The sequence below is a fragment of the Chelatococcus albus genome, assembly GCF_030067675.1.
Lineage (GTDB): Bacteria > Pseudomonadota > Alphaproteobacteria > Rhizobiales > Beijerinckiaceae > Chelatococcus_A > Chelatococcus_A albus.
In genome coordinates this window covers 1-13,718 of record NZ_JASJEV010000011.1, presented here as the reverse complement: position 1 = coordinate 13,718, position 13,718 = coordinate 1, and the positions used below count along the sequence as shown (strand labels likewise).

Genomic DNA, 13,718 nt, shown 5'->3' with positions numbered 1-13,718 from the left:
ATGATGACCGACCGCTTCGCACGGCGCGTGCGCCGCCTTCTCGCGCCGCTCGCCCTCCTCGCCCTTGCCGGCGCCGCGGCGCCAGGCGCCTCGGCGCTGGCGCAAGCGCCCCTTCCCGGGGCGGCGGCCACCGCCGGCGACCGCATCGTCTCGGTTGGCGGGGCCGTCACCGAGATCCTCTACGCCCTCGGGCTCGAGCGGCGCATCGCGGGCGTCGACACGACGAGCCTCTTTCCGGCGCGGGCCTTGCAGGACAAGCCCAATGTCGGCTACGTGCGCGCCCTCTCGCCGGAGGGCGTGCTGTCACTGAGGCCCTCGCTTGTCATCACGAGCGAGGCCGCCGGGCCGCCCGATGCGGTCAAGCTCATCCAGGAGGCGGGCATCCGCATCGCGCGCGTGCCCGACGAGCCGACGGCCGAAGGGGTGATTCGCAAGATCGCGGAAGTCGGGCGCCTGACCGGCGCAGAGGCGGACGCCGGCCGGCTCGCTGCTGCCGTCGACCGGCGCTTCGCGGTGCTCGCCAAGGCGCGGGCCTCGATCGACAGGCCGGTCAAGGTGCTGTTCGTCCTTGCCCTGCAGAACGGACGCCCCCTCGTCGGCGGCGCCGGCACCTCCGCCGACAGCATCATCCGCCTCGCCGGCGGCGCGAACGCTGCCGGGACCATCCAGGGCTACAAGCCCATGACTGACGAAGCCGTCATCGCCGCGGCCCCCGAGATCGTGGTGATGATGACCCGCGGCGACGCCGCCCCAAAGGTGGAAGACGTCTTCGCCACTGTCGGCCTCGCCGCGACGCCGGCAGGCGCGCGGCGAGCCCTCGTCGTCATGGACGGCCTCTATCTCCTGGGCTTCGGGCCGCGCACGCCGGATGCGGCGCGCGATCTCATGAAGGCGTTCTACCCGGCGCTCGATCCCCCGGCCCTGCCGGGACCGGCCGACGGCGGTGCACGGCCATGACCGCGATCGCTCCAGAGGCGGCGCAGAGCCTCGCCGCAGCGGTGGCCGGCCGCCGCAAGCGGACGGTCGCCACCTTCTCCGCCCTCTCCGCCGCCTGCCTTCTCGTCGTGCTCCTGTCCATCGGCACGGGCGCGGTGAAGCTCTCACCGGCCCAGGTGCTCGACATTCTCCTGTCGGCGTCGGGCGGCGTCAGCGACCCGGCGACGGCCGGTCATGCGCTCGTGGTCGTCAATATCCGCCTGCCGCGCATCCTCGTCGGCCTGATGGTCGGTGCCGCACTCGCCGTATCCGGGGCGCTCATGCAGGGCCTGTTTCGCAACCCCCTTGCCGATCCGGGGCTCGTCGGCGTGTCGGCCGGAGCCGGCCTTGCCGCGGCCGCCACCATCGTCCTCGGCGACCGTCTGCTCGCAGCCGGCGCGCTGCCCACGGCGGCCCTGCCCGGCGGTGCCTTCGCCGGCGGCCTCGCAGTGACGGCCCTGCTCTACGGAATGGCGACACGGCAGGGACGGACCTCGATCGCCGTCATGCTGCTCGCGGGCGTCGCGATCGGGGCCCTGGCCGGATCGCTCATGGGCCTTCTCTCCTACATCAGCGACGACCGGCAGTTGCGCGATGTCACCTTCTGGATGCTGGGCAGCCTGGGCGGCGCGAGCTGGAGCAAGGTGACGAGCCTCGCGCCCGCCGTCCTGCCGGTGCTCGTGGCCGTCCCGTTCCTCGCGCGCGGCCTCAACGCGCTGGTGCTCGGCGAGGCGGAGGCCTTTCACCTCGGCATGCCCGTGCAGCGGCTGAAGCGCCTTTGCATCGTGCTCGTCGCCCTGGCCGTCGGCGCGTCGGTCGCCGTGTCGGGCATCATCGGTTTCGTCGGCATCGTCGTGCCGCACGTGCTGCGCCTCGCGCTCGGCGCCGACCACCGTGTTCTCCTGCCCGGCAGCGCATTGCTGGGCGGCACCCTGCTCGTCGGCGCGGACATGCTCGCACGCACGATCGTCGCCCCGGCGGAATTGCCGATCGGCATTCTCACGAGCCTGCTCGGTGCGCCCTTCTTCCTGTGGCTTCTGCTGAAGCGTGGCGGGAGTTTCGAGGCATGACAAGGTTGCTCGAGGCCCGGGATCTCGGCTTTGCAATCAGCGGGCGCACGCTGGTGGCGGAAGCCCGATTGACGATCGCTGCGGGCGAGCTCGTCGTCGTCATCGGCCCGAACGGGGCCGGCAAGTCCACATTGCTGCGGCTCCTCGACGGAGAGCTCAGGCCGACCACGGGCAGCATCACCTATGGCGGCACGGCGATCGGGACCCTGCCCGCATGGCGGCTTGCCTGCAAGCGGGCCGTCCTGCCGCAGGCGTCGCGGCTGTCCTTTCCCTTCACGGTCTTCGAGGTGGCGCGGCTCGGGCTCGACGGCATCGGGCGGGCGCTGCCCGGCGCGCGCAGGGACCTCATCGCCTGGAGCGCCCTCGAGACCGCCGATGTCGCCCATCTCGCCGGGCGCGCCTATCAGACGCTGTCCGGCGGCGAGCAGCAGCGCGCGCAGTTCGCCCGCGTGCTGTGCCAGCTGGAGGCGGGCCGCACGGTGGAGGCGGAGCAGGTCCTCTTCCTCGACGAGCCGACGGCAAGCCTCGACCTCAAGCACCAGATCGGCCTTCTCGAAGCGGCGCGGGCGCTTTGCGACACGGGCATCGGCGTGCTCGCCATCCTGCACGATCTCAATATCGCTGCAGCCTATGCCCACAAGCTCGTCGTCATGCGCCAGGGGCGCGTCGTAGCCTCGGGCCCGCCGGCGGCCGTGCTGACGGACGCGCTCGTCCGGGAGGTCTTCGAAGTGCCCCTCTCGGTCGGCACGCTGCCACCCCCGGAGGTGCCCTTCCTGCTGCCGCAGGCAGGGCGGCGCGGGGCGCAACCGGCGGCCTGAGAGCCTGCGACGGAGGCCGGCCGACAGGGTGCCTCACGTCCGTCGCAATTCGGTGATCACAGGATACCCATCCTTGATACCGAACGGGACCCGACCATGTCGATTGCGCGTCGCACCGTCATCGCCTTCGCCTTCGCCGCCGCCGCCATGCCGGCCCTGGCCGCCGACGACGGCGCGCGCAGCGAGCGCGGCCGCATATCCCTCTCTGGAGAGGGCATCATCGCCGCCGCGCCGGACATCGCCACGATCACGACCGGCGTCGTCACGGACGCCAAGAGCGCGCGCGAGGCGCTCGACGGCAACAGCAAGGCGATGGCGGCCGTCATCGAGACGCTGAAGAAGGCGGGCATCGCGCCCAGGGACATCGCCACCGACGGCTTTTCGGTGCAGCCGCGCTACACCCATCCCCGGCAGGGATCGAGCGAGGCCCCGCGCATCGACGGCTATGAAGTGCGCAACCAGGTGACGATCCGCGTGCGCGACCTCGCGCGCCTCGGCACGATCCTCGATGCCGCCGTGTCGACCGGCTCAAACCAGATCGGCGGCATCTCCTTCGACGTGGCTGAGCCCGCAGCGCTCCTCGACAAGGCGCGCACCGCCGCCCTCGCCGACGCGACGCGCAAGGCCAGGCTCTACTCCGAGGCCGCGGGCGTGACGCTCGGACGCATCGTCGCCATTGCGGAGCCGGCCGCCGACCTGCCCCGCCCGATGATGGCGCGTGCGGAGTTCTCCGCCGCCAAGGCGGCGCCCGTGCCCGTGGAAACCGGCGAGCGCGAGTTCAAGGTGCGCGTCAACGTCACCTGGGAGCTCGCGGAATAGCCGAAGCTCCCGGGCTCAGAACCTGGGGGCCGGACAGCCATCCCGCCCCCGAAGGGCCGCGGACGGCCCGCCTCCGCGGCGCAGCGAGAACGCTCGCGGACCATCGCCGGACGGCGGCCCGGCAAGAACGAGGGCGGCGCCTCCTCGCGCGGAGGGAGCGCCGCCTTCACGCTCGGACGATGGAGGGAGCCTGCTGGCGCCCTGCCGCCCGCATCGCTTACTGACGGGGCGGGTTGAGGTCGATGTTGCCGATGGCGCTCTTTCCGCCGCCAATGGCGGGCGGCAGCACGTCGCGGCCGAAGCGGTCGTCACGCGTCGGCGCCGCATCGACATCACCCCGTGCGCGCTGCGGCGCGGGATAGGCCGGCAGGACGCCGGGCTGGTCGAAATAGTTCTCCTGCGCCGCCTGCCCGCGCGGCTTTTGCCGGGTCTGTGCCGCAGCGGCATCGACGACGCCGGCCAAGGCGAGTGTGGTCACGAGAAGCGTTGCGACGCGGCGCATCGAGAGATCCTGTCGAAGGAGATTCAGTCGGGCCATTCGTACAGCCCTCGTCCGCCGAAACAAGCACTTTCGCATGCGCGGCATCATCAGCGTTACCGGGCGAAAGATACGCGCAACAGACAAGGACCGGGGCGAAGGACACGGCGCGCGGCCGTCGCCCTCGACCCGGCGATCGACCGGGTCGATGAAGAGTTCGACGGTTTCGCCGCAGGTGCCCTTGCGTTTCCCCATGATCCGCCGCCCGGGCGGATCGATCGCGCGACCAAGCGCACTGAAACCCTGCCGCCCCGGGCCGTTCGCGGCAGCACCCGCGCCCGGCCCCGGCCCGGGCAGGAGGGGCCCGGAGGGCCTTCACGCTTTGTTGACAAATTGGGATACTTTTACCGCTACCCCGATTGGAGTAGATTACCTCCATGGAAGCGGCGGTTCAGGCTTCCATGCTGCTGAAAGAGCAGAGACCCCGCACGGACTCCCGCGCTCGATCGCCATCCCGTGCGTCAACCGGGCGGGGTCTTCCTTTTGGAGGAAACCAGAGTGAGGAATGCTTGCTGCGACTGCGCGCAGCAAGGCTGTTCGCTCGCCCTCAGTTCGCTCGACCGGAAAACGATAGCACAAGCTCCCCCGGGCAGGCATCACATGCCTGTTATGCCCCCTCACAAGCTCCTGCCCGCGTCACCAGCACCCGCGAGCCGGGGGGGGCGGTGATGGAAGGACGCATCGGCGCAGTGCGTCGATCCCGCCGATACATGCGCGGCCTGCGAGTGCCGATCCCGTCCCGGGCGGTGCCTCCCGCCCACGTCTGCGGCTGTGGCGCCGGCGATGGCGGTTTCACGCGTGTGCGGTGATCATGAGGCTCAAGGCCCGCGCGACGTCGTCCCGGAGCTCCGGCGGCAGGACGGCGACGAGCTGCCGCTCGACAGCGGCGTGGTCCGCCATGGCTGCATCAGCGAGGGAAAGGCCGCGCTCGGTGAGCTCCACGATCACGCCGCGGCCGTCCCGCGCGTCGGCCATGCGGCGGACGTGGCCGGCCTTCTCCATGCGCCGCAGGAGGTTCGACAGACCGCCGGAGGTGAGCAGCAGCGTCTGACCCAGCGCCGAGGGTGACATGCGATAGGGCGCACCTTCCACCCGCAGCGTCGCGAGCACCGCATAGGCGGGATATTTCAGGCCGTGCCGCGCCAAGGTCCGGTTCACGGCCTTCAGGATGACGTCGTGCATCTGCAGGACGCGGCCGACGATGGCCTTGCCAGAGCAATCGATGTCGGGCCGTGCGCGCCGCCAGCGCGCCATGCCGCGGGCAACCAGGTCGTTCTCCCAGACGGCTGCAACCGCCGGCCCCTCGTCCTTCCTCTTGCCCGCAAGCGGTCCGCGCATCGCCTCCTCCCGATCAGTCCGACCCACCCTTAGAACCGATTCCACGCGCGTGGAATCCACCCGGCTGTGTCGATCGGCCTCCGCTCACGCGCTGCAGGGCACGGCCGCCACTCCGCCGCGGCAGGAGAGGCTCCGGATGCCCCTTCGCGCGGCCATGCGGAGCCGGCACCACAAGGGCCGATGCCTGAATGTATCTTCAAATTATCTTTCTTAAAAGATATTATCGCAAGAACTACGATGCACCCGCCGCGGCGAAACAACCGTTCGTGACGCGGCCGGCAGCGAAGCCATCCCCGGCACGGTGGCGCTACGCTCCTTCACCGGCGCACGCGTGCAATATGTGGTGCGCGTGGCCGGTGACGTGGAACTCGTCGCCGAGGCGCCCTTGAGCAGCGCGGAGGCGGACCTCGCGCCCGGGACTGCCGTCGCCCTGTCGATCGACCCGACAGCGGTTTTCGCCATGCCGCAGCATTCCGGAGGCCGGTCGTGACCCCGCGGCGCGCCGGCTCGGCGCTGATCGCGCCGCTGGTGCTGGTGCTCGCCGGCGCCTTCCTGGCGCCGGTCTGCTGATGGTCCCAACGAGCTTCCGGGACTATCTGCCCGGCGTCGGCATCGTCCCCGGCTCGTGGACCATCGAGAACTACACGCGCATCCTCACCGACGACTACTACCGGGAGGTCGTGTGGCGCACGCTCGGGCTCGGCCTGGCGGTGACCCTGCTCTGCCTCGTCCTCGGCTATCCGCTCGCCTATCTCATCGCCCGGGGTCCGGCGCGCTGGCGGCTGCCGCTCATTCTGCTCGTCATCTTTCCGATGATGCTGAACCTCGTGGTGCGCTCCTTCGGCTGGATCGCGCTCCTCGCCAACCGCGGCCTCGTCAACAACCTCCTCGTCGATCTCGGGCTGATCGCCGCGCCGATCAAGCTCATGTTCAATCTCACGGGCCTCATCATCGGGCTCACCCACATCTATCTGCCGTTCATGGTGCTCATGCTCGTCGCGGCCATCCAGAACGTGCCGCGCGACGTGGAGGCGGCGGCGGCGACACTCCGCTCGACCCGGCTGCACGTCTTTGCCTCGGTGACCCTGCCGCTGACCGCGCCGGGCATCCTCGCAGGGTCGATCCTCGTCTTCGTGCTGACCATCAGCGCGCTCGTCACGCCGCGCATGCTGGGCGGGCCGACCTACAAGGTCATGGCGACGCTCATCTACGACGAATACATGCAGCTCCTCGACCGGCCGAGCGGCTCGGCGCTGGCCTTCGCGCTGACGCTCGTCGCCATCGCGGTCATCTGGCTGTCGAGCCTCATCACCAAACGCTGGGCGGGCATGGCATGAGCGACGAGAAGCCCGGACATCTCACCACCGCGCTTGCGCTCGCAGTCGTCGTCTTCCTGCAGGTGCCGGTGATCGTCGTCGTGCTGGCCGCATTCAGCAGGACGGCCTATCTGACGATCCCGCCGCAGGGGCTGACGTTCGCCTGGTTCGGCAAGGTCCTCAGCGACCCCGACTATCTCGATGCCATTCGCCTCAGCCTCATCCTCGCCGTGGGCTCCACAGTGCTCTCGCTCGGCCTCGGCATCGCCGCGGCCTATGCCCTCTTCCGCCGCCTCGTGCCGGCGTCGGAGGCGATCACGTCCTTCCTCATGGCGCCGCTCGTCTTCCCGTCGGTCGTCATCGGCGTGGCGCTCCTGCAGTACTACAGCCTCGTCGGCCTGCGCGGCAGCCTCGCGGGCCTGCTCGTCGCCCATGTCGTCATCACCGTGCCCTACATCGTGCGCGCCGCGCTCGCGAGCCTCTCCGGGCTCGACATGTCGGTGGAGGAGGCCGCGCGCGTCCTCGGTGCGGACGGTGTCACCGCCTTTCGCCTCGTGACGCTGCCGCTCATCAAGCCCGGCCTCGTCGCCGGCAGCCTCTTCGCCTTCATCACCTCGCTCGACAATGTGCCTGTGACGATCTTTCTGCTCGGCGCACGCCAGCAGACCCTGCCCGTCCTGATCTTCACCTCGGTCGAGCACGGCGTCGATCCGAGTGTCGCGGCGATCTCCACGCTGCTCATCGCCGCGACCGGCCTCGCGCTCGTGCTCGCCGAGCGCTGGACCGGCTTCCACCGTTTCGTCTGATCGCCCCCCGGGAGGCCGCCATGCCGCTGACGAGCAAGGGTTTTCCCCTCTTCCTCACCTTCGATCTGGATGCCGAGACCATGTGGACGGCACGCGATCCCGCGAATGCGGGGCGCCCCATCGTCATGTCGCAGGGAGCCTACGGCTGGAAGGTCGGCATCTGGCGCGTGCTCGACCTGCTCGACCGCTACGGCATCAAGTCCACCTTCTTCATCCCCGGCCTCGTCATCGAGCAGCGGCCCGAGGTCGTCGAGGCGATCCTCGCGCGCGGCCACGAGATCGCCCACCACAGCTACAGCCACGCCTGGATCGTCAACCTGACGCCCGACGAGGAACGGGAGGAGATGGCGCGGGGCTTCGAGGTCATCCGGCGAGCGACGGGGCGTGCTCCCCGCGGCTGGCGCTCGCCGGCGGCGGAGTTCAGCGCCATCACCATGTCGCTGCTCGTCGAATACGGCTTCGACTATTCCTCGAACTTCTTCGACGACGACGCGCCCTACCTGCACCGACACGACGGACGCCGCACCAGGCTCGTGGAGCTGCCGTTCCGCTGGGCGCTCGATGACGCACCCTTCTTCCAATATGCGATCACCCTGCCCGGCCGCACCCTGCAGCCACCCTCGGCCGTGATCGAGACATGGATCGGCGAGTTCGACGCGCTCTACGCCGAGGACCGCATGATGATGGTGGCGATGCATCCCGAGATCATCGGCCAGCCCTCACGCCTCGTCGTCCTCGAAAGCCTGATCAAGCACGCGCTGAAGCACCCCAATGTCTGGATGGGGCGCTGCGACGAGATCGTCGACGACATGCGCCCGTATCTCGAAGGCCCCCCCTCGTGAGCGACCGCCTCGCCGGGCGGCGCATCCTCGTCACGGGCGGGGCAAGCGGCATCGGCCGCGCCTGCGTCGCGCGCTTCCGCGGCGAGGGCGCGCGCGTCGCCCTCCTCGACCGCGACCGGGCCGCGACCGAACGATGCGTCGCCGAACTCGGACGCGACGGCCTCGTGGCGCTGCCAGCGGACGCCGCGGCGCCCGACGAGGTGAATGCGGCTGTGGCTGCCGCCGCCGACGGGCTCGGCGGCCTCGACGGCGTCGTCGCCTGCGCCGGGATCGACATGGAGAAGCCGCTCGCTGACCTTTCTGACGAGGACTGGGCGCTAACGCTCGGCGTCAACCTCACCGCGCCCATGCTCGTCAGCCGGGCCGCCCTGCCCCACCTGCGCCGGCAGGGCGGCACGATCGTCATCGTCACATCCGCCGCGGGGCTCGTGCCCGTTCCCGGCCGCAGCGCCTATTGCGCCGCCAAGGCCGGCGCGATCATGCTGGCCAAGGCGCTGGCGGTCGAGCTCGCGCCCGAGCGCATCCGCGTCAATGCCGTGTGTCCCGGCGCGGTCGATACCCCCCTCCTGCGCAGCTCGTGGGAGACAAAGCCCGATCCGCAGGCGGCGCGCGCCGCCATCGAGGCGCGCTACGCCCTGAAGCGCATCGCCGCGCCGGGGGAGATCGCGGACGCGGTGCTGTGGCTGACGAGCGCGGAATCCTCCTACGTCACCGGCACGGCGGTGGCCGTCGACGGCGGGCGCAGCTTCCACTGACAGGAGAGGGCCATGCGCGGTCTGGCCGGCAAGATCGTCATCGTCACGGGTGCGGCCCACGGCATCGGTGCCGCCACCGTCCGCCGATTCCTCGCCGAGGGGGCCCACATCGCCGCTGCGGACCTCGACGAGGCGGCGCTCGGCACCCTCTTTCGCGACGTGCCGGCCGGGCGCCACGTCTTCGTCGCTGGCGATTGCACGGACGGCGCCATGCTCACGGAGCTCTTCGAGCGCACGCGCGCGACACTCGGTCCCGCCGATATCCTCTTCAACAACGTCGGTCAGAGCGCCCGCGAGAGGGCGAGCGCCTTCCACCTCTCGGACGAGGCCACCTGGCGCTTCGTGCTCGAGGTGTCTCTGATGACTGCCATGCGCGCCTCGCGCCTCGTCGCACCCGCCATGCGCGAGCGCGGCTCCGGCCGCATCATCAACATGTCGAGCGACGCCGCCTTCGTCGGCGACGCGGGCCTCGTCGACTACGCCACGGCGAAGATGGGTATCATCGGCTTCACCCGGGCGCTTGCGCGCGAACTCGCGCCCTTCGGCGTCACGGTGAATGCCGTCGCGCCCGGCGCCATCCGTACGCGGGCGCACGACCGCCTGTCGGAGGAGGTGGTCGACCGGATCCGCCGCGCCACGCCCGCCGGCTATGTCGGCGAGCCGGAGGACGTAGCCGGCGTGGTGGCCTTCCTGGCAAGCGAGGATGCCCGCTACGTCACCGGTCAGACCCTGCTCGTCGACGGCGGCCGCTGGATGCTCTGAGGAGGCCGCCCATGACCGGTCTTGCCGATCTTTCCGCCCGCGAGCTCGCGGCCGCGATCAGGACGAAGGCCATATCGCCGGTCGACGCCGTCGAGGCGGCGCTGTCGCGCATCGAGGCGCGCTCGGCGCTCAATGCCTTCGTCACGGTCTGCGCCGAGCGCGCACGCGCCGAGGCGCGGCAAGCCGAGGCCACCGTCATGGCGGAGGAGCCCCTCGGGCCGCTGCACGGCGTGCCCTTCTCGGTGAAGGACCTGACGCTCACCGCCGGCTTACGCACGACCATGGGCTCGGCCCTCCATGCCGACTTCGTCCCGAAGGAGGACGCCGTCGCTGTTGCCCGCGCGCGCGCCGCCGGCGCCATCCTCATCGGCAAGACGACGACGCCCGAGTTCGGGCACAAGCCGCTCACCGAGGCGCCGATCTTCGGACGGACGCTCAACCCTCTCGATCCGCAGCGCACCTGCGGCGGTTCCTCAGGCGGCGCGGCCGTTGCAGTCGCGGCCGGCATGGGCCCCATCGCGCTCGGCACGGACGGCGGCGGCTCGATCCGTATTCCCGCCGCCTGCTGCGGCGTCGTCGGCCTCAAGCCGACGCTCGGGGCCGTCCCCAACCTGCAGGCCCCCGACCTGTTCGCCGCCAATTCCTACGTCGGGCCGATGGCCCGCGACGTGGCCGACACCGCCCTCCTCTTCGAGACCATCGCCGGGCCCCATCCGGGCGACCCCTACGGCCAGGCGGACCCCCGGCCAGCGCGGCGCGCCGCGACGCTCGCGGGCCTGCGGATCGCCTGGCTGCCGCGCTGCGGCAATATCCTCGATCCGGAGGTCGAGCGGGTCACGACGGCTGCGATCCGCGCGGCCGAGGCGCTGGGGGCCGTCGTCGAACCGGTGGAACTGGACTTCGTGGCGCTCGAGCCAGCCTTTCTCGTCATCCTCGAATCCGCTCTGGCGGCCCGTCTCGGGTCCCAGGTCGAGCGCCATCGCGGGCGGCTCGATCCCTCACTCGTGACGGCCGTCGAGAAGGGCCTCGCCCACGGCGCGGCGGCCCTCCAGCAGGCGGCCTTCGCCCGCACGGACTGCTTCCGTGCCGTCCAGGCCGTCCTCGAACGGCATGACGTGATCGTCTCGCCGACGCTCTCGGCACCGCCGCTGCCGGTCGACCAGGACCCGCACGGCCGCGTGACGATCGCGGGCCGGGACGCCGGCACGATCCGCGGCGCATGGTATCCGTACACCTTTCCCTTCAACCTCACGGGCCACCCGGCCCTGTCCCTGCCCTGCGGCCGCGACGCCGGCGGTCTGCCCGTCGGCCTGCAGATCGTCGGCCGCTGGCGCGACGACCGTCTCCTCCTCGACATCGCCGCGCTGTTCGAGGCGCGATGATCGAAGGATCGGCCGGGCCGGTGAACAGCGTTCAGAAGGTCGGGGGCGTGCAGGCGCTCACAACCTCGCAGGGCTCGGGGCCGACGCACCGGAAGCGGTGGGGACGGCGGCTGCTGAAGTAATAGGCGTCGCCCGCCCCGAGAATGCGCCGCTCTTCATCGACCGTGACCTCCAGCCGCCCGCTGATCACGATGCCGCCCTCCTCCCCGTCATGGACGAGCGGCACGCGCCCCGTATCCGATCCGGGCTCGTAGCGCTCCTTCAGGATCTGCAGCGCCCGTCCGAAGAGATGCTCGCCGACCTGCCGGTACGAGATCGCGCCCTTGCCGATCTCGACGAGCTCGTCTGCGCGGTAGAAGGCCTTGTGGCGGCCTGCCGGCTCGAGCGCGAAGAACTCGGCCAGGCCGATCGGAATGCCGTCGAGGATGCGCTTCAGCGCGCCCACGGACGGATTCATCTGGTTCGACTCGATGAGCGAGATCGTCGAATTCGTCACGCCGGCCCGCTTGGCGAGCTCGCGTTGGGAGAGCTTGTGCAACCCGCGGACATAGCGCAGCCGCGCGCCGACATCGATCGACATGGTCAGGCCTGTTTCACATGTTCACGATCACGCAAATACACGCCGCATCACCATATGAAAACAACAGCTTGGCCGAAACGAGAAAAGGACTTGTTGCGCAGGGTGAAGCATGCCCCTCTCCCGCCGAGACCAGCCAGGAGCCGGCCATGACCGTTCACGAGACCCCGGGCGCGATCCGCGCAAACTCCCCCAGCCTTGACGCCTACTGGATGCCGTTCACGGCAAACCGGCAGTTCAAGCGGGCCCCCCGCCTCCTCGCCGCGGCGGAGGGCATGCACTACACGAGCGGCGATGGCCGCCGGATCCTCGACGGCACGGCCGGCCTCTGGTGCGTCAATGCCGGCCATGGCCGCCGCCGGATCGCCGAGGCGGTCGAGCGGCAGCTGCGCACGCTGGATTATGCGCCGTCCTTCCAGATGGGGCATCCGATCGCCTTCGACTTCGCCGAACGCCTCGCGGCGATCGCACCGGCGGGCCTCGACCGCATATTCTTCACGGGATCTGGCTCCGAGTCCGTCGACACGGCACTCAAGATCGCGCTCGCCTATCATCGCGCCACCGGCAACGCCTCGCGCACGCGTCTGATCGGCCGCGAGCGCGGCTACCACGGCGTCGGCTTCGGCGGCATCTCCGTGGGCGGCCTCGTCAACAACCGGCGTGTCTTCACCACGCTCCCGGGAGTCGACCACATCCGGCACACGCACGATCCGCGCAACGCCTTCGCGAAGGGCCAGCCCGAGCACGGCGCGGAATACGCGGACGACGTCGAGCGGCTCGTCGCGCTGCACGGTGCGGAGACCATCGCCGCCGTGATCGTCGAGCCGGTCGCCGGGTCGACCGGCGTGCTCGTGCCGCCGAAGGGCTATCTCGAGCGCCTGCGCTCGCTCTGCGACAGGCACGGCATCCTCCTGATCTTCGACGAGGTCATCACCGGCTTCGGCCGCCTCGGCACGCCCTTCGCCGCCGACTATTTCGGCGTGAAGCCGGATCTCTTCACCACCGCGAAGGGCCTCACCAACGGCGCCATCCCGATGGGCGCGGTCTTCGTCCGGCGGGAGATCCACGATGCGCTGATGCACGGGCCGGAGAGCCAGATCGAGCTGTTCCACGGCTATACCTACTCGGGCCATCCCGCCGCCTGTGCGGCCGGCCTCGCAACCCTCGACATCTACACCGAGGAAGGCCTCCTGACGCGCGGCGCCGAGCTCGCCGGCTACTGGGAGAACGCCGTGCACGGGCTCAGGGGCAGCCGCCACGTCGTCGATATCCGCAACCTCGGTCTTGTCGTCGGTATCGAGCTCGAGCCGCGGACGGGCGCCCCCGGCGCCCGCGCCTACGACGTTCTGAACGACTGCTTCAATCGCGGGCTGCTGATCCGGGTCACGGGCGACATCATCGCCCTTTCGCCGCCTCTCATCGTCGAGCGCGAGCACATCGACACGATGGTGCAGACGCTCTCGGACGCGCTCGCCCGCCTCGACTGATTACCGGAAGGTTCCATGATGCGCACCATTGGTCATTTCATTGGCGGTCGTGAGGTTCCCGGATCGTCCGGCCGCTACGGCGACGTCTTCGAGCCCATGACGGGGGAGGTTGCCGCGAAGGTGGCGCTGGCCTCGGCGGCGGAGGTGCGCCAGGCTGTGGCGAACGCCAGGGAGGCGCAGCCCGCCTGGGCCGCCACCAACCCGCAGCGCCGCGCCCGCGTGCTGATGAAGTT

At 70.4% G+C, this 13,718-nt stretch carries 16 protein-coding genes; 13 read left to right on the top strand and 3 right to left on the bottom strand.

The genetic code is table 11. The annotated features are described in order from the left end of the window. The 4 genes from QNA08_RS15350 (at window position 1) to QNA08_RS15335 (ending at window position 3,682) form a co-directional block, all read left to right on the top strand. Complete coding sequence (locus tag QNA08_RS15350; protein ID WP_283741602.1) at window positions 1–957, top strand: heme/hemin ABC transporter substrate-binding protein; 957 nt, start codon at window positions 1–3, stop codon at window positions 955–957. Continuing rightward, the gene (locus QNA08_RS15345) at window positions 954–2,045 is read left to right on the top strand and encodes a FecCD family ABC transporter permease (RefSeq protein WP_283741601.1); all 1,092 of its coding nucleotides are present in this window, start codon (window positions 954–956) and stop codon (window positions 2,043–2,045) included. The genes QNA08_RS15350 and QNA08_RS15345 overlap by 4 nt, the downstream gene beginning before the upstream one ends. Then, the gene (locus QNA08_RS15340; RefSeq protein WP_283741600.1) at window positions 2,042–2,863 is read left to right on the top strand and encodes a heme ABC transporter ATP-binding protein; all 822 of its coding nucleotides are present in this window, start codon (window positions 2,042–2,044) and stop codon (window positions 2,861–2,863) included. Before QNA08_RS15345 ends, QNA08_RS15340 begins: the two co-directional genes overlap by 4 nt. 96 nt (window positions 2,864–2,959) lie before the next feature. Continuing rightward, a complete protein-coding gene (locus QNA08_RS15335) occupies window positions 2,960–3,682 on the top strand; it encodes an SIMPL domain-containing protein (RefSeq protein WP_283741599.1) in 723 nt (240 codons plus the stop codon). A 217-nt stretch (window positions 3,683–3,899) separates the two neighbouring features. On the opposite strand, the gene QNA08_RS15330 is transcribed toward QNA08_RS15335, so the two are convergent. After that, window positions 3,900–4,415: a hypothetical protein gene (locus QNA08_RS15330; RefSeq protein ID WP_283741598.1), complete on the bottom strand. Its 516-nt coding sequence runs from the start codon at window positions 4,413–4,415 to the stop codon at window positions 3,900–3,902. Between the two features lie 597 nt (window positions 4,416–5,012). Then, a complete protein-coding gene (locus QNA08_RS15325; RefSeq protein WP_283741597.1) occupies window positions 5,013–5,558 on the bottom strand; it encodes a MarR family winged helix-turn-helix transcriptional regulator in 546 nt (181 codons plus the stop codon). Between the two features lie 217 nt (window positions 5,559–5,775). Between QNA08_RS15325 and QNA08_RS15320 the strand changes: the two genes are divergently transcribed. From QNA08_RS15320 to QNA08_RS15290, 7 genes are all read left to right on the top strand, one after another. Then, window positions 5,776–6,048, top strand: coding sequence for a TOBE domain-containing protein (locus QNA08_RS15320; RefSeq protein ID WP_283741690.1), 273 nt, complete (start codon window positions 5,776–5,778; stop codon window positions 6,046–6,048). A gap of 79 nt (window positions 6,049–6,127) precedes the next feature. Then, window positions 6,128–6,895 carry an ABC transporter permease gene (locus tag QNA08_RS15315; protein ID WP_283741596.1) on the top strand — a complete coding sequence of 256 codons (768 nt, stop codon included), beginning with the start codon at window positions 6,128–6,130 and terminating at the stop codon, window positions 6,893–6,895. Then, the gene (locus QNA08_RS15310) at window positions 6,892–7,680 is read left to right on the top strand and encodes an ABC transporter permease (protein ID WP_283741595.1); all 789 of its coding nucleotides are present in this window, start codon (window positions 6,892–6,894) and stop codon (window positions 7,678–7,680) included. Before QNA08_RS15315 ends, QNA08_RS15310 begins: the two co-directional genes overlap by 4 nt. Window positions 7,681–7,700: 20 nt before the next feature. Further along, window positions 7,701–8,522 (top strand): polysaccharide deacetylase family protein, encoded by an 822-nt coding sequence (locus tag QNA08_RS15305; RefSeq protein ID WP_283741594.1) that lies wholly within the window; start codon window positions 7,701–7,703, stop codon window positions 8,520–8,522. Then, window positions 8,519–9,277 (top strand): SDR family NAD(P)-dependent oxidoreductase, encoded by a 759-nt coding sequence (locus QNA08_RS15300; RefSeq protein WP_283741593.1) that lies wholly within the window; start codon window positions 8,519–8,521, stop codon window positions 9,275–9,277. Before QNA08_RS15305 ends, QNA08_RS15300 begins: the two co-directional genes overlap by 4 nt. Window positions 9,278–9,289: 12 nt before the next feature. Next, on the top strand, window positions 9,290–10,039 hold the full coding sequence (locus QNA08_RS15295; RefSeq protein WP_283741592.1) for an SDR family NAD(P)-dependent oxidoreductase: 750 nt from the start codon (window positions 9,290–9,292) through the stop codon (window positions 10,037–10,039). Window positions 10,040–10,050: 11 nt separating this feature from the next. Then, window positions 10,051–11,421 carry an amidase gene (locus tag QNA08_RS15290; protein WP_283741591.1) on the top strand — a complete coding sequence of 457 codons (1,371 nt, stop codon included), beginning with the start codon at window positions 10,051–10,053 and terminating at the stop codon, window positions 11,419–11,421. A gap of 31 nt (window positions 11,422–11,452) precedes the next feature. On the opposite strand, the gene QNA08_RS15285 is transcribed toward QNA08_RS15290, so the two are convergent. After that, window positions 11,453–12,001 carry a cupin domain-containing protein gene (locus QNA08_RS15285; RefSeq protein ID WP_283741590.1) on the bottom strand — a complete coding sequence of 183 codons (549 nt, stop codon included), beginning with the start codon at window positions 11,999–12,001 and terminating at the stop codon, window positions 11,453–11,455. A gap of 146 nt (window positions 12,002–12,147) precedes the next feature. Between QNA08_RS15285 and aptA the strand changes: the two genes are divergently transcribed. Further along, window positions 12,148–13,485 (top strand): omega-aminotransferase AptA, encoded by a 1,338-nt coding sequence (aptA, locus tag QNA08_RS15280; protein ID WP_283741589.1) that lies wholly within the window; start codon window positions 12,148–12,150, stop codon window positions 13,483–13,485. A gap of 18 nt (window positions 13,486–13,503) precedes the next feature. Next, window positions 13,504–13,718 (top strand): aldehyde dehydrogenase family protein (locus QNA08_RS15275; RefSeq protein ID WP_283741588.1); only part of this gene is annotated, 215 nt, incomplete at its 3' end.

What these genes read in the sequence shown, in the direction of transcription:
- QNA08_RS15350 (WP_283741602.1), top strand. Translation starts at nt 1, where the DNA reads ATGATGACCGACCGCTTCGCACGGCGCGTGCGCCGCCTTCTCGCGCCG.
- QNA08_RS15345 (WP_283741601.1), top strand. Translation starts at nt 954, where the DNA reads ATGACCGCGATCGCTCCAGAGGCGGCGCAGAGCCTCGCCGCAGCGGTG.
- QNA08_RS15340 (WP_283741600.1), top strand. Translation starts at nt 2,042, where the DNA reads ATGACAAGGTTGCTCGAGGCCCGGGATCTCGGCTTTGCAATCAGCGGG.
- QNA08_RS15335 (WP_283741599.1), top strand. Translation starts at nt 2,960, where the DNA reads ATGTCGATTGCGCGTCGCACCGTCATCGCCTTCGCCTTCGCCGCCGCC.
- QNA08_RS15330 (WP_283741598.1), bottom strand. Translation starts at nt 4,415, where the DNA reads ATGGGGAAACGCAAGGGCACCTGCGGCGAAACCGTCGAACTCTTCATC.
- QNA08_RS15325 (WP_283741597.1), bottom strand. Translation starts at nt 5,558, where the DNA reads ATGCGCGGACCGCTTGCGGGCAAGAGGAAGGACGAGGGGCCGGCGGTT.
- QNA08_RS15315 (WP_283741596.1), top strand. Translation starts at nt 6,128, where the DNA reads ATGGTCCCAACGAGCTTCCGGGACTATCTGCCCGGCGTCGGCATCGTC.
- QNA08_RS15310 (WP_283741595.1), top strand. Translation starts at nt 6,892, where the DNA reads ATGAGCGACGAGAAGCCCGGACATCTCACCACCGCGCTTGCGCTCGCA.
- QNA08_RS15305 (WP_283741594.1), top strand. Translation starts at nt 7,701, where the DNA reads ATGCCGCTGACGAGCAAGGGTTTTCCCCTCTTCCTCACCTTCGATCTG.
- QNA08_RS15295 (WP_283741592.1), top strand. Translation starts at nt 9,290, where the DNA reads ATGCGCGGTCTGGCCGGCAAGATCGTCATCGTCACGGGTGCGGCCCAC.
- QNA08_RS15290 (WP_283741591.1), top strand. Translation starts at nt 10,051, where the DNA reads ATGACCGGTCTTGCCGATCTTTCCGCCCGCGAGCTCGCGGCCGCGATC.
- QNA08_RS15285 (WP_283741590.1), bottom strand. Translation starts at nt 12,001, where the DNA reads ATGTCGATCGATGTCGGCGCGCGGCTGCGCTATGTCCGCGGGTTGCAC.
- aptA (WP_283741589.1), top strand. Translation starts at nt 12,148, where the DNA reads ATGACCGTTCACGAGACCCCGGGCGCGATCCGCGCAAACTCCCCCAGC.